Genomic DNA, 18,562 nt, shown 5'->3' with positions numbered 1-18,562 from the left:
AAAATTTTGTAATAATGGTATTAGTTTTTTGAAATGATTACGATTATGTATAACTTTACGAAACTTGCAATTTTTGCAAACAGGCTATATCTTATTGTTTTGTTTCAAAATAAAACATCTACTCTACTTGTCTTTTTCTAAGATGAGATGAGGTTTTCTACACTGTTTATATAACAGATATAAGCTACTACATTAACCATAAATCTTTTTTGTTTTATGAAAAAAGAAAAATTCACAGTGCTAATAGTTAATGATTTTCCATTGGTATGTGAAGCGTATAAAAAAGCATTTAACATCGTTGTTTCGGGGGCCGATGAATGTTTGTTAGATTTTATTATTGCTCATGATTATGATGAGGCAATTCAAAATATGAAAATGTATCTTAAAAATGGAAATAAAATTGATTTGGCATTTTTAGATTTAAAATTATTACCCTCTGATAGTGGAAAAATACTATCTGGTGAAGACATAGGAATCCGTATTATAGAATCTTTTCCTAATACAAAAATAATAGTTTCAACTTCTAATGATAATAAATATAGAATTCATAGCGTATTTAAAAGTATTAATCCGGATGGTTTTTTAATGAAGAAGGATATTTCTTTTACCGAATTAGTAAATGCTATAAAAGAAGTGATTAAAGATCCTCCATACTATAGTAAAACAATATTAAAATTATTAAGAAAAAAAGTATCGGTAGATTTTTTATTAGATGATGTTGACAGAAAAATATTATATGAATTATCTATAGGAGCAAAAGTTAAAGATATGTTAGGGAGTATTCCTTTATCAATAGCAGCTATTGAAAAGAGAAAAAGACATTTGAAAAAAGTTTTTGATGTGAAAGAAAAAGGACATAGAGAATTGATATTGAAGGCCAAAGAAAATGGTTTTATATAGAAAAAGATGAATAAGTAATGTTTATCCTTACTTTTTTTATCATAAAAAAAGTAATTGTTTATTTTTTAAAGTATATATTTGAGAACATCGTAAAAAAAAGCTAAAAACTATACTAACTTGAAAAATTCATTAAATCTCTTAGTAGAACAATTACTAAGAAAAAATCAGATACCTTTTGATAAAGAAGAGTTAAGATTTCAAATTGAAAGTCACCCTTCCTACCCTAGTTTACATGCCATAACAGGAGTGTTAGATCATTTTAATATTGAAAATGTTGCTGCAGATGTTCCTGTTAATAAAGAAACGATTGAACAATTGCCTGAATGCTATTTGGTTCAAATTAAAGGAGATAAAGGTCAGAGTTTAGTGGTAGTTCAAAAAAAAGATACTGATTACATTATATATAATAGTGAAGGGAAAAAGAAAAAAATAACCGAGAGTGAGTTTTTAAGTCTGTTTACAGGAATTATTGTTGCAGTTGAAAAAACAGATAGTGTTTCGAGTCCAACGAAGTCTAAAGCAACTAAAACAGCTCGATATGTCGGAGCAATAATTCTTACGGGGTTAGTTACTTTTCTTACGCTGAAAAATAGTAATTCAGTAAGTAATGTATTACATCTTGCATTATCTTTTCTAGGACTTTTAATAAGTGCCGCTATTGTTAAACAAGAATTAGGATTGCATACCTCTATAGGTGATGCTTTTTGTTCCGGAGTAGATGATAAAAAAGATTGTGATGCTGTGTTAACATCTAAAGGAGCAGAACTTATTAGAGGATATAAATTAAGTGATTTTAGTATTCTTTATTTTTCAATACTGGCTACACTAACTTTTGTTCAAATCAGTTCTCCGTTATTATCATATGCTATAAGTTTAGTAGCAATTCCCATAACCATATATTCAATTTACTATCAGTATGCCGTTGTTAAAAAATGGTGTATGCTTTGTTTGAGTATTGTTGGAGTTTTATGGTTACAGGCTGCAATTCCGTTAGTAACCGGGATTGTTGTTCCTGAATTGACTCTTAATAACTTAATGATTTTTGGATTAATCAGTATTACTTCATGGTTAGGGTGGAGTTATATAAAACCACTTATGAAAGAAGTGACTGATTTACGAAAAGATAAAGTTGAAGCTACAAAGTTTAAGCGAAACTTTGCTTTGTTTGAAGGAATGCTAAATAAAGCTCCGTTTGTTGATACTACAATTACAAGTAAAGAAGAAATTGTTTTGGGTAATAAACAAGCAAATTTAGAACTTGTTATTGTAACTAACCCTTTTTGCGGGCATTGTAAACCGGTTCATAAACAGGTTGAAGAAATTTTGAATAAATACAATGATAAGGTAAAAATAAAAATTCGATTTAATATAAATCCGGACGATAGAGAAAGTAATACGGTAAAAATTACCAGTAAACTGCTAGAAATTTATAAAGAAAGAGGCGAGGCAACCTGCTTGGTAGCAATGAATGAAATTTATGAAGAAGGTAATTCAGCGATATGGTTGAAAAATTGGGGAGAATGTAAGGACGTAGATACGTTTGTAGATGAGTTGAAAATAGAAAAAGAATGGTGTAAAAACAATGGAATTAATTTTACTCCTGAAATATTAATTAACGGTAAATCTTTCCCTAAAGAATATAACAGAACCGATTTGGTATTCTTTATTGAAGAATTAGAAGAAAGTAGTCATGTAACTACAGTATTATAAAAAATAAAACCAAAGCCGAAAGGCTTTGGTTGTGAACAAAATTCTCTCGCGAAGAATAGACACACTCGGTGAGTGTCTTAAAATGTTCGCCGCAAAAGTAACCTTAAAATTTAAATATGAAAAAACAAATTTTAAATTTAGGTACTTTTTTAAGTACATCGGAACAAAAAGCAGTTCAAGGAGGCATACCTCTAAGAAGATGCGTAACAGATGATGACTGCCCATATTGTCATGTGTGTGAGCGATTAAATTATGTAAAAGTTTGTTTAGCATATTGTTAAAAGTAAAGTATGAAAAAAACAATTTTAAACTTAGGTAAAACATTAAATAGAAAAGAACAAAAAACTATTAACGGTAGTGGACCTATTGATAACCCAAATTGTAAGTGTTTTTGCTATAACAATGGTGTTAAAGTATCTAATTCATGTCGTTTGTATTGTCCTGACGGAACAATACCGGGAGTTGAATCAGGTGATCCTTCATGTTGGAAAGGAGCTGAATATTAATTTAAAACTTAAAAAAATGAACAAGCACATATTAAATTTAGGAAAAGCTTTAGATAAAGCAACATTAAAAAAAATAAATGCAGGAGAAGATCCAAGTGGTTTCTGTGACTCTTCAGGAAATTGCCCGGAAGGATATTATTGTGATGGAGATTTCTGTTACAAAAATCCTTTATCAGGTGGTGGTGGAGGTTGTCCGGGGCCATGGATAATTTGTATTAATGGAGAATTAGGTTGTATTGTTTGTATTTAAAAACTAAACCCAATATAATAATAATGAAAAAACAACTTTTAGATTTAGGAAAAGCTTTAAATAAAGCTGAACAACAACAAATTAACGGAGGAAGAAAGCAATGCGATGTAAACAGAGATCGTATATGTGAAGAGTATGGATGGCAATGTGCCGAGTCTTATTGTAGATTAATTATTGAACCATAGTTTTTAATAAAAAAAATGTAACTAAGATTAAATGTAATTAATTATGTAGGATTTTTATTATAGAATGTAATTAATTACATTTAATCTTATAATTTTAAGTTTTTATGAAGTTCTAAGCCGTTTGATAAATTACATATGTAAAAAATAGGTTTCTGATCTTTAGAGTTAAATGGTACAGGGACTGTTTATGAGTATTAAAAACATTATTAAAATAATAAAATAAGTAAGATAAAAATTCTTTGAAAAAATTTCCGAACTATAAACAAACTGAGGCAAAAGATTGTGGACCAACTTGTATAAAAATTATAGCAAAGCATTATGGTAAAACAATTAATACGCAACAGTTACGTAATTTAAGTGAAACCACTAGAGAAGGTAGTAGTTTATTAGGTCTTAGTGAGGCTGTTGAATCTATTGGGTTCAAATCACTTGGTATTAAGTTGGCTTTTTCAAAACTAAAAGAAGCTCCTTTACCTTGTATACTGCATTGGAATAAAAACCATTATGTAGTTCTCTACAAAATAAAAAGAGATACTGTTTATATTTCTGATCCGGCACACGGGCTTATTAACTATACAAAAGATGAGTTTATTCAACATTGGATAGGTAATAATGCTGATGAGAATACTGAAGAAGGAATTGCTTTATTGGTAGAGCCTACACCAAAGTTTTATAGCGAAGAATTTGAAGAAGGTGAAAAGTTTGGTTTCTCTTTTATTTTCAGATACTTATTTAAGTATAAGAAATTTATAGTTCAGCTTATTATAGGGCTCTTAGCAGGAAGTTTATTGCAGCTAATTCTTCCCTTTTTAACACAAAGTGTGGTAGATGTTGGTATAAAAAATCAAGATATCAATTTTGTGTATCTAATTTTATTTGCGCAACTCTTTCTATTTATAGGGAAAGCTTCGCTGGAAATTATAAGAAGTTGGATTTTATTGCATTTAAGTACTCGTATCAATATTTCATTAATTTCTGATTTTTTTATCAAGCTAATGAAACTACCTATTTCTTATTTTGATGTAAGAATGACAGGAGATTTGTTACAGCGTATAAACGATCATAAACGTATTGAACGAATTTTAACAACATCATCTTTAACCGTATTGTTTTCCTTTTTTAATTTGATTATTTTCAGTTTGGTACTTGCTTATTATAGTTTGCAAATATTTGGTGTTTTTGTACTGGGGAGCTTACTGTATTTTAGTTGGGTATTGTTCTTTTTTAAAAAACGTAAAGAGTTAGATTATAAACGATTTTCACAAGTTAGTCAAGAGCAAAGTAAGGTTATTGAGCTAATCAACGGTATGCAAGAAATAAAGTTGCATAATGCAGAAAGACGTATGCGTTGGAACTGGGAATATGTACAAGCTCGATTATTTAAAGTAGCTACTAAAAGTTTAGCACTGGAACAAACCCAGAGTGTAGGTTCAAATTTTATTAATGAACTTAAAAATATGTTCATTACCATTTTGTCTGCCAAATTGGTAATTGACGGACAAATAACACTGGGTATGATGATGGCCATCAGTTACATTGTAGGTCAATTAAACGGACCAATAGTTCAGCTCATTAATTTTATGAGAGATGTGCAGGATGCCCAAATATCTTTAGACAGGTTAGGAGAAATTCACAATATGGAAGAGGAAGAGAAACCTTCTGATGAAAAAGTAGTAACGATTCCTGAAAAAGTTTCTATAAAATTAAATAACATAACTTTTAGATACACCGGGGGTTTAGAACCGGTAATTAAAGATTTGTCACTTGAAATTCCGGCAAATAAAACAACAGCCATTGTTGGAGTAAGTGGTAGTGGGAAAACCACGTTAATGAAATTACTTCTAGGATTTTACCAAGTAGATCAAGGAGAAATCATGGTTGGGAATTTTAATTTAAAAAATATTTCACAAAAAGAATGGAGAAGAAATTGTGGGGTGGTCATGCAAGAGGGGTATGTTTTTAATGACACCATTGCTAAAAATATTGCTGTTGGAGAAGATTATGTAGATAAAGACAAATTAAATCATGCTATAGAGGTTGCCAATATTAAAGATTATATAGAAGGGTTGCCTTTAGGATACAATACAAAAATTGGAAGTGAAGGAAGTGGTTTAAGTACCGGGCAAAAACAACGGTTATTTATTGCCAGATCTGTATATAAAAATCCTAAATTTTTATTTTTTGATGAAGCCACTAGTGCATTAGATGCTAATAATGAAAAGGTGATTATGGAGAACCTGAATACATTTTTTTCCAATAAAACAGCTGTGGTTATAGCACATAGGTTAAGTACAGTTAAAAATGCTCATCAGATAGTGGTTTTAGATAAAGGAAAAGTAATAGAACAAGGAAATCATAACGAACTTATAGCTTTAAAGGGCAGTTACTATCATTTGGTAAAAAACCAATTAGAACTGGGAAATTAATAATAGTTATAAATAAAAATATTCTCTCGCGAAGAATCAGACACACACCTTGAGTGTCTTTAAAATGTTCAAGGATTTAATTAATTTTTTAAATCATTAAGTTATGAAAAAACAACTTTTAAAGTTAGGGAATGAACTTAATAAAAAAGAACAACAAATTATCAATGGAGGAGATCAATGCCCTCCCTTTAATTGTTACTATGGAAATAGTAGCACACCATTGAATAATGGGGCAACCTATTGTGGAACGTGTGAAGATTATAATGCGTTACCTTCTGAGTGTAAATTTAGAGTAATGGTAGGGGATTATTGTTTTGGAATGTAGTAACAAAGCTATAAAAACTAAATAAGGTAAAGGGAGGTTCGTCTTCTCTTTTTATAAATAGATGTAGATTAAAAAATGCCACAAAATAGTAGAGAAATAGAAATTAGAAGTGAAGAAGTACAAGAAATACTAAGTTATGTTCCTATTTGGATGATTCGATGGGGAAATACATTGATTTTAGTATTAATAATGATGTTGCTTTTTATTTCTTGGTTTGTAAAATATCCTGATGTTATTTCAACACAGGTTATGGTTACAACATCATTTCCTCCGGAAAAAATTTATGCTAAATCAAGTGGTCAATTTGAGGTTTTTTTAACACAGGAAGGAGCAAAAGTATCAGAGAATGAAATATTAGCTGTTATAGAAAATAGCGCTTTATACAAAGATGTATTACTGTTAAAAAGTATTGTTGATACCATTAAAACAGATCAAGACCATTTTACATTTCCTATTAATGAATTACCACCTTTAATTTTAGGAGATATTACAACCAGTTTTTCCCAGTTTGAAAATGATTACTCTGAGTTTGTACTTAATGAAAAACTAACACCATTTAAATCTGAAACTTTTGCTAACAAAATGTCAGTATTTGAAGCAAAAGCTAGATTACAAAACTTATTGTCACAAAAAGAGCTGAATAAAAAAGAATTAGAAATTAAAGAAACAGATGTAGAACGAAGTAGAAAAATGTTTGCACAAGGGGTTATTTCAGAAAAAGAAAAAGAACAGAAAGAAATAGAGTTTTTACAAGCGAAACGCTCTTACAAAAGTTTAGAAACTTCGATTTCTCAAATTAGAGAACTAATAAGTAATTCTGCTAAAAATTTAGAAGGAACTTCTATTAAGAAGACCCAAAATGATACAAGACTAAAAAAGAAAGCAATTCAATCATTCTTATATTTAAAAAAGGCTATTAGAGATTGGGAAAAATTATATGCACTAACCTCTTCCATAAGCGGTGAGGTTTCCTTTTTATCATTTTGGAATGAGAATCAAACGGTAAAAAGTGGAGATTTGATTTTTACAATTATTCCTGATAAAAGCGAATCATTTATAGGGAAAATAAAAGCTCCTGCAGCAAACTCAGGAAAAATAAAAAAAGGGCAAAGGGTGCAAATTAGGCTGTTGAATTACCCTTCTGATGAATTTGGAGAATTAAACGGAACAGTAAAATCAATTTCTTCAGTTCCTGATGCAGATGGGAATTACTTAATTGATGTACTACTTCCTCAGGAATTGGTGACAACGTATGGAAAGCCAATAGCTTTTAGACAAGAAATGCAGGGGACTGCCAATATAATAACAGAAGATTTACGACTGATAGAACGCTTTTTCTATCAACTTAAAAATATTATTAAATAAACAAAATTCTTTCGCGAAGAATAGACACACACCTTGAGTGTCTTTAAATGTTCAAGGATTATTAAATATTTAATTTTTTAATCATGAAAAAATCAATTTTAAATTTAGGAAAAGCTTTAAGTAAAGTAGAACAAAAACAAGTTAAAGGAGGATCATATCCAGATAAGGAATCTTGTAAATTTGCTTGTAGAGAGTTATACGGAATGTATGGAGTATGTATACCTGATGGAAACGTTTGGGTGTGTACACATGAATAAACCATATTATAGAATACTTTAATAAAAGGAGAAAGTTTTATTTCTTTATTTTTTAGAGAAATAAGGTAATATCTATATTAGATATATTAGAATTTGTTTTTTGAAAAATAGTTACTTCAAATAAAACTTTCTCTCTTATATATTTTTGGTGTTTTTAGATTATCATTTATTGAACTGATAATAAAATAGACCTAAAAAAATAACAGTTATAATAGGAGAAAATTATGCTTAGCGGCATCTATTGTTTAATTTATTACTTCAAAATAGATTTTGAAATCATAAAATTATGTTTGATAGAGTGTTTCTTCTATCAGCTCAAAAGATATTATTAAATAAACAAAAAATCTTTAGAGACAGACATAAATCTTGAGAGTCTTTAAATGTTCAAGGGTTTAATCAATTATAAATTGTATAAACATGAAAAAACAAATTTTAGACTTAGGTAAAGTTCTAAGTAGAACTGAACAAAAATACATTAAAGGATCTAATAACCCTTATGAAATTTGCCAGAATATATATAATGAGAGTGAATGTAATGGGTATTCAGGATGTATTTGGGAATGTGGTAAATGTATTGATAATGTACCACGTTTTCCGGCTTGTTAGGAGTTGTAAAACTTATAAATACTATTAGTATGAAAAAACAAATTTTAGATTTAGGAAAAACCTTAAATCGAGAAGAGCAAAAGCAAATAAACGGAGGTTTTAGTTGTCCAACATATGATGCAAGTCATTGTATATTATGTGGTGGGCATCCGTTATCAAATGGTTGTTGCTTGGGTACCAAGGAGACTCATATGTGTTTGAGTGGTGGTATTTTTGAATAATATTTCGCGAAAAGTAGACACAAGCCTTGAGTGTCTTTAAATGTTCAAGGATTTAATCAATTTTAAATCAAATAAGTATGAAAAAACAAATTTTAGACTTAGGTAAAGCTTTGAAAAAAGAGGATCAAAAAGAAATAAACGGAGGCGTTGCCAGGTATTGTTATCAGAGTGGTTCTCAATGTTGTGAGAGCAGACCTTGGGGCGTGTTTTGTGACGCTGGAAGATGTGTTACAGGAGGATGTCTTTGGTACTAATTTAATCTTCAAATAAATTAAGAGTATTAACTTTAAACTTTAATAAAAATGAAAAAACAAATCTTAAACTTAGGAAAAGTATTAAAAAAATCAGAGCAAGTTCAAATCAATGGAGGAAGAAAACAATGTAAACCATTTGGAAGCAGTGAATGTATAGATTACGGACCACACTGTGCAGAGTTAGAATGTGCATTTCCTTTTGATTAAACCATAAAAAAATAGCCTCTAAAAGAGGCTATTTTCTTTTTTATATAAAAGCTTTATTTACTTTCTTTAAAACGATCTAAACTTGTGCTTAACCATCTGTGATAAGCATCTTTATCTGTGTACTGCTCAGGAGAGTTTAAAACTTCTAAGTCCGGACTTAAAGATACGTAAAAAGGCTGTGAAGCAGTTTTAAAATTAGCAATCTGTAATGTTGCCCATTTATCACCATAAGTTCTAATTCTTTTAACCTTACCGTTTGGTTTTAAGTAATCAAATTGCTCACTTTCTGGTAAAACTCTTTGGTGATCATCAACATATAATGAGATTAATACGAAATCGTCATTTAGTATTTTGTAAATATCCGGATGACTCCAAATATTCTCTTCCATTTTTCTACAGTTAACACAAGCCCAACCAGTAAAATCTAAGATTACAGGTTTATTAACTGATTTCGCATACGCTAATCCTTCATCAAAATCTTTGAAACAGTTTAGGTTTAACGGACATTGATTGTCTTGTTTGTAGATACTATGGAATTTAGGAGGAGCAAAACCACTTAATAATTTGCTTTGATCCCAAGCAGGTTTTTGCATAACTCCAGGAGCTAAATATACTGCAACACCTAATACTAATAATCCTAATAAGACTCTGAATAATGAGATTTTACCATATTTTTTTCCTATAAAACCAAATAAATATAGGGCCATTAATAAAGCTAATAACGTCCATATACCAATAAACACTTCTCTTTTTAATAAGTTCCAGTGCCCAACTAAATCAGCGTTAGATAAGAATTTAAAAGCAAAAGCTAATTCTAAGAAACCTAAGATCACTTTTACGGTATTTAACCAGCTACCAGATTTTGGTAACTTACTTAACCATTTAGGGAAGGTAGCAAAAACAGCAAAAGGTAATGCTAAAGCAGCTCCAAATCCAACCATACCGGCTGTTAACTGCATAGCTCCACCGTTAGATGTTAAAGAACCTGCTAATAATGATCCTAAAATTGGTCCTGTACAAGAGAAAGAAACTATAGCTAAAGTTAAAGCCATAAAGAATATTCCTAATATTCCTCCAATTCCTGAAGCACTATCTGCTTTATTACTCCATGAACTTGGTAAAGCTAATTCATATAAACCAAAGAATGATCCGGCAAAGAATATCAATACCACAAAGAAGAAAATATTTAACCAAATGTTGGTTGATATATTATTTAAAATTTCAGGATCTAAAGTGTCTAGGAAGTGGAATGGTAAACTTAATAAACCATAGATAAGTACTATAAAAAATCCATATAAAATAGCACTTCCTGTCCCTGAACCCTTAGCGCTTTGCTCATTTCTTTTTGTGAAAAAAGAAACAGTTAAAGGAATCATAGGGAATACACATGGTGTTAAGAAAGCTAATAATCCACCTACAAATCCTAGTAAAAATATGTTAAATAAACTACTATCTGTTTTTTCAGTTTCTTCACTAGTAGTACTCTTTAACATTATTTCGTTCTTTAAGTCTAATTTTAAAGACTCTGATAATGTTTTACTTTTATCATCTATTTCAGCAACTGTTTGCGCTACTTTTTCTCCGGTTAATGAAAACGTAAAATCTTCATCAAAAGGTAAACAGTATTCTTTACATACTTGAGCATCAAGATTAAGAGTTACTTGAGTTAATGAAGGATCTGTAACAGTAATTCGTTGAATTAATGTAGCTTCATCAACAAAGAAAATCTCATCTTTTCCCCAAATTTCACTGAATTCAGTTTCGGTTTCACTTTCTTTTGCTTTACCTACAAGAGTATATCCTGATTGACCTTCAGCTGGTGAAATAGTCATAGGTAACGAAGCATCTTCGGGATTGTATTGCGAATATAAATGCCAATCTCCAGCAATTGAAATGTTGAAGATTAAATCATATTCTGTGTCTGATACTTTTTCAACTGTAGGGGTTACCTCTAAAGGGTTATCATCAGTTTGGGAGAAAGTAACAAAACCTATAAAAAATAAAATTAGAGTAAAGATTTTTTTCATTCTACAATAGTTTACAGGGGTTGATATATACTTATTTGTAATATATTAGTTGATTCATCAGATGGCAAAAAACGACTGTCTTGTCTTTTTCCTATAATCCACACTACTTCATTTTTATCTGAACAGAGCAACCATATATTTTGTTTTTCAATTAATGATAATTTTTCGTCTTTTAAATATTTACTTACCTTTTTTTTACCCTTCATTCCTTTAGGGAAAAAAATATCTGCTTCATTCCACCTACGTAAAGTTAGGGGGTAATTTAGTAAATTTTTATTAACATAAATAGAATTTTTATCTAAAGATGTTGTTTTTTGAACGTTTTTAAACGATAAACTTATTGGCTTATTGATAGTTGAAGTGTCTTCATCTATAGTAAACTTCTGATTATCAGTGTTTATAAAATTACAAGACGGTAAAAGTAATAAAAAATCTCTGTCTTTTAGTAATGTATGTGATTTTGTTGTTATTAATTTACCTGTTTCAGTATAAATTAGGTTATGCACATCGTTCCATTCTGTAAAACCGTAATCTTTTAAAAATTGATATAGATAAGCTTTAGGGTTAGATAATTTTTTGATTTTTTGAATGTTAAACTTTAATATATCGTCTTCTTTAGTGATGATTTCTAAAGAGGTTTCTTGAATTTTATCATCAATAATCTGTTGACTCTCTTTTAGAAAATGAATAGTTTTATTAAAAGATGTAATTAAGCCCGGATTAATTTCTTTCAAGATAGGAATTACTGAATGACGAATTTTGTTTCTTAAGTATTTGGTTTCAGAATTACTGGCATCTTCTCTCCATAAAATATTGTTTTGACTGGCATATGTTAAGATTTCTTCACGTGAAAAAGCTAAAAGAGGCCTAACAATATTTTTATTAATAGGCGGAATTCCTGTTAGTCCTTCCAAACCAGTGCCTCGGGTTAGATTAATCAGAAACGTTTCTATATTATCATCTGCATGATGAGCCGTTATCAGATAGTCAAAATTATGTACATTCACTAATGAATCAAACCAATTATAACGTAATTCTCTTGCCGCTAGCTGTGTTGATAATTTATTCTTTTTGGCATATTCGGATGTGTCAAATTTTGTGGTAAATGTTTTTAGGTGTAAGCTTTTTCCTAATTCAATAACAAATGTTTCATCCAAATCACTTTCATGTCCTCTTAATTGAAAATTGCAATGGGCTAATGAAATTGAGTAATTTAATTTTTTTAATAAATGAGTTATCACTACACTATCAACTCCTCCTGAAATAGCAATTAGGTTATTTTTACCATTTAAGAATTGAAAAGAAGCGATAAGGTGCTCCAAGAATTTTTGTTCCATTTTTAAAAAGAATTATAACTGACTGTTGAGCCAATCGATAATGTCTTGTAACATTTCTTCTTTACATAAATCATTATGAAGTTCATGATAACCTTCAGGATATAACATTAATGTAACTTTGTTTGAGTTGCTGGCAAAAGCTTCTGAAGCTTTATAATCATTTATTTTATCACCTGTACCATGTAACAAAAGCATAGGAACTTTTAATAAAGAAGCATTAGCAATGGCCCATTGCCCTGTATCTAAAAAACTTAATGAAAAGTTTGGGCTTACTTTATCATGGACCAATGGATCTTCAATATATTTTTGAACTTCAACCGGATCTCTTGAAATATCATTTGCATCTAACTCATTCCCTAAGGTAATTGAAGGTGCTATTTTTTGTGCTATTTTCCCTAATGAAAGTTTCCATTTAGGAGGTTGAAAAGCTAGTTGAAGAAGTGGGCTTGTAGAGATAACACCTTGTAAATCGTTGTTTTTTTGTAAAACAAAATTAATTACAGCATTTCCACCCATTGAGTGCCCGTATAAAAACAAAGGCTTATCTCCAAAAATCTCTTTAGCTTTAGCTATAAGTTTTGAAATGCTTTCTAAAACGTAATCATATCCGGGATTATGGCCTCTTTTTCCGGTTGTTTTTCCATGTCCGAAATGATCGTAAGCAATAACACCAAAATTGTTTTCAGTAAGTTTTTCTGCCACATGTTGGTATCTACCAGAATGTTCTCCTAAACCATGAACAATTATTATAACAGCTTTTATCTGTTCAGGTTGCCAATATTGTCCAAAAAATGAAGTTTTATGAAATTGAAAAGTAAAATCTTGATGTACCATAAATGTATCTTATTTAGGAGTTGAAAATAGAAATTTAGAAACACTAAACTCTAAAAAAATAAAATTGAGATATTTCAAATATAATTAAAAACTATTAGGAATTAAGTAAAACGTACTTCATGGCTTTTGCTTTTAGTAAACATTCCTCATATTCTTTTTCCGGAGTAGATTTTGCTGTGATGGCACCACCAACAGAAAAAGAAATATAATTGTTATGAGCATTGTATAATATACTTCTGATAACTACATTAAAATCAAAATCTCCGTTTGGAGTAAAATATCCAACCGTTCCTGAATATAAACCTCTTTTAGTTTCTTCTAAGGTTTCAATAATTTCCATAGCAGAAATTTTCGGCGCTCCGGTCATACTTCCCATTGGAAATGTTTCTTTAATCACATCAACCGGATGTGTATTATTATCAATTTCAGAAGTAATTGTTGATATCATTTGGTGGACTTGCTTAAAGGAATATACTTTACATAATTCTTCTACTTTTACACTTCCTTTTATAGCGGTTTTTGATAAATCATTTCTTACCAAATCAACAATCATAATATTTTCAGAGCGTTCTTTTTCATCTCTTGCTAAATCAAAAGCAATTTTTTCATCATCAATTGTATTAATAAGTCTTTTAGCAGTTCCTTTAATAGGTTGAGATATAATTTTAGCCCCCTCTTTTCGTATATATCTTTCAGGGGTTGCTGAAAGTAAATACAACTCTTCATGTCTGAAAAATGTAGCAAAAGGAGGTTCGGATATTGCGTTTAAGTGAGTGTATACCTCATAAGGGTTAATTGCTGAATTTTCAGCATAAAATTCCTGACAAAAATTAGCTTCGTAAATATCTCCTCGATGAATATGTTCCAGCACTTTTTCTACTTTTTGATGGTACTCATCTTTGTGAATGCGAAGTTTTATTTTAATATTATTTTCAGAAGAAGCTTTATAGTTTTCGGTTACAATAACATTTGGATTAGTCTCAATAATATCTTCAAAATCTTCTTCCAATTCATCATCAATCATTTGTAAATACTGAAATTGAACAGTGTCTTCTTTGATGAAAATCAATTTTTGAGGTTGAAAAAAATACAAATCAGGAAAATGCAATCCGTCAAAATTTGTTGAACTTAATTTTTCTATATCATTCTTAACATCGTAAGAAATGTATCCGAAAATATAATCTTTTGTATAAGATTGGTATTCTTTTAATTTTTCAAAAGCATTGTGGTAGTCTGTTTTAATAGAGGTAAATTCATCTACTGCCAAAGCACAATTAAAAGAACTGTACTTTTGCTCATAACTATTAGAGTCTAACCAAATAGCCGTTTCAAATTGTTTTGCCCAAACAAAAAGTTTACGTTTAAACTCTTCCGGATCTTCTATTGAAAAATTACGAATTGCTCTTTGCATCACGCAAAAATAATAAACCCAACAGAAATTGAAATAGAAAGGAGAAGTTATTGTTAATAAGGCTAATTTCTTTTTGTTACATTTATAGCTAGTAAATATAGATTTATGATAAAAAACTGGTTTAAAAATATAGGACCCGGAACTTTGGTAGCAGCAGCTTTTATAGGTCCGGGAACTGTTACATTATGCACGTTGGCGGGTGTTAATTTTGGAATAAATCTATTATGGGCTATGGTATTATCTATTATAGCCACCATAACATTACAAGAAATGGCAGCAAGACTTGGAATTATATCTCAAAAAGGATTGTCTGAAGTAATTAGGGATGAAATTAAACAACCTGTTGTCAAACAGTTTGTTACATTACTTATTTTATCGGCAATTGTTATTGGAAATGCTGCTTATGAAGCAGGAAATATAAGTGGAGGAATTTTAGGATTAGAAACAATAACAGGTAAAATATTATTAAACACAGGAAGTTTTTCAATCAATATATTGAGTATTCTTATAGGGTTAATAGCATTTGTATTACTTTATTTAGGAGATTATAAGTTAATAGAAAAATCATTAGTTTCTCTTGTTTTGTTAATGAGTATATCTTTTGTGGTAACAGCACTATTAACTAAACCTGATATAGTAACGGTTATAAAAGGAATGTTGATTCCTAAATTTCCTGATAATAGTTTGTTAACGGTTATTGGGCTTATAGGAACAACAGTGGTTCCGTACAATCTGTTTTTACACGCTTCTTTAGTTAAGGAAAAATGGAAAACCCCGGAAAATCTAACTTTGGCAAAAAAAGATACTGTATTATCTATCATTTTTGGAGGCTTAATTTCTATAGCTATTATTATAGCTGCAGCAGCGGTACCAGCACAAAACATTACCAATATAGCAGATTTAGCCGCTAGCTTAGAACCTTTGTATGGTGAGTTCTCTAAATACTTTTTAGCTTTAGGATTATTTGCGGCAGGAATTACTTCGGCTATTACAGCGCCTTTAGCAGCTGCCTATGTAGCTAAAGGTTGTTTAGGGTGGAATGAAGGCATGAAATCATCAAAATTCAGATGGGTATGGGGAGGTGTTTTATTTTTAGGTGTCTTTTTTTCTTCATTAGGAATTAAACCTATAGAGATTATTAAGTTTGCCCAAATAGCTAATGGAATGTTACTGCCTATAATTGCAGGAATATTATTATGGATAATGAATAAAAAATCGGTTTTGGGTGTATATAGTAATACGAAATTCCAAAACTTTTTAGGGTTGTGTATTTTAACAATAAGTATTTTTTTAGGGATGAAAAGTATCTTAAAAGTGTTTAATCTGTTTTAAGAATGGTAATTGATATAAATTGTGATGTAGGCGAAGGAATTGGTAATGAGCGTTTGATACTACCATATATTTCTTCCTGCAATATTGCTTGTGGTGCGCATGCCGGAGATATTGCTACGATTGACGAAGTTATTTCTTTAGCGATAGAAAATAAGGTTAAAATAGGTGCGCATCCATCATTTCCTGATCGAGAAAACTTTGGTAGAAAAGTACTAAATATAACCCATAAGGAATTACAAATAAGTCTTGAAGAGCAAATTACATTAATGCAAGAACGTGTTCAACTTCAACATACAAAATTATACCACATTAAACCACATGGAGCATTGTATAATTTAGCAGCTGTTGATAGAGAAGTTGCTAGAGTGATTGTTAAAGTTGTTTTACATGTAGATAAATCACTTTTTTTATACGTTCCTTTTAATTCTATAATAGCGGAAGAGGCATTGTATGCAGGATTATCAGTAAAATATGAAGTGTTTGCAGATAGGAATTATAATGCAGATTTAACGCTCGTGTCTAGAAAATTACCCAATGCATTAATAGAAAGCCCTGAAGATGTTTTTAAGCATGTAATTACAATGTTAGAAGAGCAAAAAGTAAAAACCATGACCAATGAAATGATTTCTATAAAAGCAGATACTTTTTGTATTCATGGTGATACTGATAATGCAGCGTATGTAGTTCAGTATTTGTATAAAGGATTAACAGAAAAAGGAATCAAAATTGTATAAGAAAGTAACATACAAACCTTTTGGAGAGAAAGCTGTTTTAATTGAATGGGAACCTAAAATAGCATCTACAATTTTAGAGGACATTATACAGTTTAAAGCTAAAATTCAATCAACAGATTCTTTTGTTATTGAAGATACAGTAGTAGGATATCATTCATTAACAGTCTTATTTAAACAGACTATTGAAAATTATAAACAATTAGTTTTAGATTTAAAAAAACTCTACATTTCTGATAGTATTATAAGAAAAGAGAAAAAAACACTATGGAAAATTCCTGTTTGTTATGATGTAACATTTGGGATTGATTTAGAAGAAATTTCTGAACATACAAAATTACCAATCACAGAGATTATTAAATTACATACAAAGTGTACTTACCAAGTTTATTTTATTGGTTTTTTACCAGGGTTTTTATATTTAGGAGGGTTAGATAGTAGCATTCATATAGATAGAAAAGCAACGCCAAGATTAAACATCGCTAAAGGGTCAGTTGCTATAGGAGGAAGTCAAACAGGAGTTTATCCGATGGATAGTCCTGGTGGATGGAATGTTATCGGAAGAACACCGATTTCATTTTTTAACACACAATATGAAGAACCTTGTTTTGCAAAGTCAGGAGATAAAATTCAATTTTACTCAATTCATAAACAAGAGTTTATAGATATTGAAAAACAATTAAAAGGAGGAAGTTTTAAATTGTTGAAAACAGACTTTTATGATTAATGTTATAGCAGCCGGGTTTTACACGACAATTCAAGATTTAGGGAGGATCGGTTATAGAGAATTTGGAATTCCCGTTTCCGGAGTTATGGACTCCTATTCGGCAAAACTGGCTAATTTTTTATTAGGAAATCATGAAAATGATGCCGTTTTTGAACTTACTTTTGGTGGAGTAAGATTGCAATTTGAACAAAATTGTATGATTTGTATTACAGGAGCTGATTTTTCTGCAACAATTGATGGAAAGAAAGTAGATTTAAATACTCCTGTTTTTGTTGAAAAAGAAAGTATATTGTCTTTTGGACAACGTGTGTTTGGGGTACGAACCTATATAGCGGTTAAAGGAGGATTACAAACGGAAATAGTGTATGGAAGTAGAAGTTTGTATAAAGGAATTACTCAAAATCTTAAAATAGAAAAAGGAATGGTTTTTAAAATAACCGCTTCAAGGAAACACACAAAATCATTTGCCGGAGTTAAGATTAATTCAACACATTTTTCTTCTACCCATTTAAATTGTTATAAAGGACCTGAATTTGAATGGTTATCAGAGAAAGAACAGCAGCAGTTGACTCAAATGATGTTTACAATAACATCAGAAAACAGTAGAATGGGATATCGGTTAGGAGGAAAGATTAAAAATGAATTGCCATCTATGTTAACTTCAGCAGTTTTACCCGGAACCGTACAGTTAACCCCATCTGGTACTTTAGTTGTTTTGATGCGAGATTGCCAAGTTACCGGAGGATACCCAAGAGTGCTTCAATTGACTGAAAGTGCAATTAATAGATTAGGGCAAAAGACTACAAATGATATAATACAATTTTCTATATATTAAAAAAACCTGCATTAAAATGCAGGTTTTTTTAATATATAGATGTCCCGTCCTGAAATAGCGTTACACTAAAAATTAAGTGTCATGAAAAACAAACATGTAAAACGTACTCAAAAAGA

At 30.2% G+C, this 18,562-nt stretch carries 20 protein-coding genes; 16 read left to right on the top strand and 4 right to left on the bottom strand.

Annotated elements, in window-relative coordinates; genetic code table 11:
- Positions 1-216 precede the first annotated feature (216 nt).
- From ACQY1Q_RS12020 to ACQY1Q_RS11965, 12 genes are all read left to right on the top strand, one after another.
- Positions 217-900, top strand: a complete 684-nt coding sequence (locus ACQY1Q_RS12020) for a DNA-binding response regulator (RefSeq protein ID WP_431005568.1) — start codon at positions 217-219, stop codon at positions 898-900.
- A gap of 117 nt (positions 901-1,017) precedes the next feature.
- Positions 1,018-2,610, top strand: coding sequence for a vitamin K epoxide reductase family protein (locus ACQY1Q_RS12015; RefSeq protein ID WP_431005567.1), 1,593 nt, complete (start codon positions 1,018-1,020; stop codon positions 2,608-2,610).
- 290 nt (positions 2,611-2,900) lie between these two features.
- Complete coding sequence (locus ACQY1Q_RS12010) at positions 2,901-3,116, top strand: hypothetical protein (RefSeq protein WP_431005566.1); 216 nt, start codon at positions 2,901-2,903, stop codon at positions 3,114-3,116.
- A 16-nt stretch (positions 3,117-3,132) separates the two neighbouring features.
- On the top strand, positions 3,133-3,366 hold the full coding sequence (locus ACQY1Q_RS12005) for a hypothetical protein (protein ID WP_431005565.1): 234 nt from the start codon (positions 3,133-3,135) through the stop codon (positions 3,364-3,366).
- Positions 3,367-3,389: 23 nt separating this feature from the next.
- Positions 3,390-3,551, top strand: a complete 162-nt coding sequence (locus ACQY1Q_RS12000; RefSeq protein WP_431005564.1) for a hypothetical protein — start codon at positions 3,390-3,392, stop codon at positions 3,549-3,551.
- Positions 3,552-3,790: 239 nt separating this feature from the next.
- Positions 3,791-5,977, top strand: a complete 2,187-nt coding sequence (locus ACQY1Q_RS11995; RefSeq protein WP_431005563.1) for a peptidase domain-containing ABC transporter — start codon at positions 3,791-3,793, stop codon at positions 5,975-5,977.
- A gap of 103 nt (positions 5,978-6,080) precedes the next feature.
- Positions 6,081-6,302, top strand: coding sequence for a hypothetical protein (locus ACQY1Q_RS11990; protein ID WP_431005562.1), 222 nt, complete (start codon positions 6,081-6,083; stop codon positions 6,300-6,302).
- Between the two features lie 75 nt (positions 6,303-6,377).
- A complete protein-coding gene (locus ACQY1Q_RS11985; protein ID WP_431005561.1) occupies positions 6,378-7,667 on the top strand; it encodes an HlyD family secretion protein in 1,290 nt (429 codons plus the stop codon).
- An 83-nt stretch (positions 7,668-7,750) separates the two neighbouring features.
- Positions 7,751-7,924, top strand: coding sequence for a hypothetical protein (locus ACQY1Q_RS11980; protein WP_431005560.1), 174 nt, complete (start codon positions 7,751-7,753; stop codon positions 7,922-7,924).
- A gap of 635 nt (positions 7,925-8,559) precedes the next feature.
- Entirely contained in the window at positions 8,560-8,751 is a 192-nt protein-coding gene (locus ACQY1Q_RS11975) for a hypothetical protein (protein ID WP_431005559.1), read from the top strand.
- 77 nt (positions 8,752-8,828) lie between these two features.
- Positions 8,829-9,005, top strand: a complete 177-nt coding sequence (locus ACQY1Q_RS11970; RefSeq protein ID WP_431005558.1) for a hypothetical protein — start codon at positions 8,829-8,831, stop codon at positions 9,003-9,005.
- 48 nt (positions 9,006-9,053) lie between these two features.
- A complete protein-coding gene (locus ACQY1Q_RS11965; RefSeq protein ID WP_431005557.1) occupies positions 9,054-9,212 on the top strand; it encodes a hypothetical protein in 159 nt (52 codons plus the stop codon).
- A 53-nt stretch (positions 9,213-9,265) separates the two neighbouring features.
- Here ACQY1Q_RS11965 and ACQY1Q_RS11960 read toward each other — a convergent pair whose 3' ends face one another.
- The 4 genes from ACQY1Q_RS11960 to ACQY1Q_RS11945 form a co-directional block, all read right to left on the bottom strand.
- Complete coding sequence (locus ACQY1Q_RS11960) at positions 9,266-11,239, bottom strand: cytochrome c biogenesis protein CcdA (RefSeq protein ID WP_431005556.1); 1,974 nt, start codon at positions 11,237-11,239, stop codon at positions 9,266-9,268.
- An 11-nt stretch (positions 11,240-11,250) separates the two neighbouring features.
- Positions 11,251-12,576, bottom strand: coding sequence for a tRNA lysidine(34) synthetase TilS (tilS, locus tag ACQY1Q_RS11955; protein WP_431005555.1), 1,326 nt, complete (start codon positions 12,574-12,576; stop codon positions 11,251-11,253).
- Between the two features lie 12 nt (positions 12,577-12,588).
- Positions 12,589-13,410, bottom strand: coding sequence for a lysophospholipase (locus ACQY1Q_RS11950; RefSeq protein ID WP_431005554.1), 822 nt, complete (start codon positions 13,408-13,410; stop codon positions 12,589-12,591).
- 94 nt (positions 13,411-13,504) lie between these two features.
- Positions 13,505-14,821, bottom strand: coding sequence for an anthranilate synthase component I family protein (locus ACQY1Q_RS11945; protein ID WP_431005553.1), 1,317 nt, complete (start codon positions 14,819-14,821; stop codon positions 13,505-13,507).
- A gap of 105 nt (positions 14,822-14,926) precedes the next feature.
- Here ACQY1Q_RS11945 and ACQY1Q_RS11940 point away from each other — a divergent pair, with 105 nt between their 5' ends.
- Genes ACQY1Q_RS11940 through ACQY1Q_RS11925 form a run of 4 tightly spaced genes read left to right on the top strand, consistent with a single transcriptional unit; the run spans position 14,927 to position 18,446 of the window.
- Positions 14,927-16,153 carry an Nramp family divalent metal transporter gene (locus tag ACQY1Q_RS11940; RefSeq protein ID WP_431005552.1) on the top strand — a complete coding sequence of 409 codons (1,227 nt, stop codon included), beginning with the start codon at positions 14,927-14,929 and terminating at the stop codon, positions 16,151-16,153.
- 2 nt (positions 16,154-16,155) lie between these two features.
- Positions 16,156-16,887, top strand: coding sequence for a 5-oxoprolinase subunit PxpA (pxpA, locus tag ACQY1Q_RS11935; RefSeq protein ID WP_431005551.1), 732 nt, complete (start codon positions 16,156-16,158; stop codon positions 16,885-16,887).
- The gene (gene pxpB / locus ACQY1Q_RS11930) at positions 16,880-17,611 is read left to right on the top strand and encodes a 5-oxoprolinase subunit PxpB (protein WP_431005550.1); all 732 of its coding nucleotides are present in this window, start codon (positions 16,880-16,882) and stop codon (positions 17,609-17,611) included. The genes pxpA and pxpB overlap by 8 nt, the downstream gene beginning before the upstream one ends.
- A complete protein-coding gene (locus tag ACQY1Q_RS11925) occupies positions 17,604-18,446 on the top strand; it encodes a biotin-dependent carboxyltransferase family protein (RefSeq protein WP_431005549.1) in 843 nt (280 codons plus the stop codon). The genes pxpB and ACQY1Q_RS11925 overlap by 8 nt, the downstream gene beginning before the upstream one ends.
- The last annotated feature ends 116 nt before the right edge of the window (positions 18,447-18,562 follow it).

It is taken from the genome of Tenacibaculum sp. TC6, from assembly GCF_050606265.1.
Classification (GTDB): Bacteria; Bacteroidota; Bacteroidia; order Flavobacteriales; family Flavobacteriaceae; genus Polaribacter.
The sequence above is the reverse complement of the archived record's forward strand: the minus strand, read 5'-3'. Positions and strand labels throughout refer to the sequence as shown.

Coding starts and splice junctions, on each gene's coding strand:
- ACQY1Q_RS12020 (WP_431005568.1), top strand. CDS start 217: ATGAAAAAAGAAAAATTCACAGTGCTAATAGTTAATGATTTTCCATTG.
- ACQY1Q_RS12010 (WP_431005566.1), top strand. CDS start 2,901: ATGAAAAAAACAATTTTAAACTTAGGTAAAACATTAAATAGAAAAGAA.
- ACQY1Q_RS12005 (WP_431005565.1), top strand. CDS start 3,133: ATGAACAAGCACATATTAAATTTAGGAAAAGCTTTAGATAAAGCAACA.
- ACQY1Q_RS12000 (WP_431005564.1), top strand. CDS start 3,390: ATGAAAAAACAACTTTTAGATTTAGGAAAAGCTTTAAATAAAGCTGAA.
- ACQY1Q_RS11990 (WP_431005562.1), top strand. CDS start 6,081: ATGAAAAAACAACTTTTAAAGTTAGGGAATGAACTTAATAAAAAAGAA.
- ACQY1Q_RS11985 (WP_431005561.1), top strand. CDS start 6,378: ATGCCACAAAATAGTAGAGAAATAGAAATTAGAAGTGAAGAAGTACAA.
- ACQY1Q_RS11980 (WP_431005560.1), top strand. CDS start 7,751: ATGAAAAAATCAATTTTAAATTTAGGAAAAGCTTTAAGTAAAGTAGAA.
- ACQY1Q_RS11975 (WP_431005559.1), top strand. CDS start 8,560: ATGAAAAAACAAATTTTAGATTTAGGAAAAACCTTAAATCGAGAAGAG.
- ACQY1Q_RS11970 (WP_431005558.1), top strand. CDS start 8,829: ATGAAAAAACAAATTTTAGACTTAGGTAAAGCTTTGAAAAAAGAGGAT.
- ACQY1Q_RS11965 (WP_431005557.1), top strand. CDS start 9,054: ATGAAAAAACAAATCTTAAACTTAGGAAAAGTATTAAAAAAATCAGAG.
- ACQY1Q_RS11960 (WP_431005556.1), bottom strand. CDS start 11,239: ATGAAAAAAATCTTTACTCTAATTTTATTTTTTATAGGTTTTGTTACT.
- tilS (WP_431005555.1), bottom strand. CDS start 12,576: ATGGAACAAAAATTCTTGGAGCACCTTATCGCTTCTTTTCAATTCTTA.
- ACQY1Q_RS11950 (WP_431005554.1), bottom strand. CDS start 13,410: ATGGTACATCAAGATTTTACTTTTCAATTTCATAAAACTTCATTTTTT.
- ACQY1Q_RS11945 (WP_431005553.1), bottom strand. CDS start 14,821: ATGCAAAGAGCAATTCGTAATTTTTCAATAGAAGATCCGGAAGAGTTT.
- ACQY1Q_RS11940 (WP_431005552.1), top strand. CDS start 14,927: ATGATAAAAAACTGGTTTAAAAATATAGGACCCGGAACTTTGGTAGCA.
- pxpA (WP_431005551.1), top strand. CDS start 16,156: ATGGTAATTGATATAAATTGTGATGTAGGCGAAGGAATTGGTAATGAG.
- ACQY1Q_RS11925 (WP_431005549.1), top strand. CDS start 17,604: ATGATTAATGTTATAGCAGCCGGGTTTTACACGACAATTCAAGATTTA.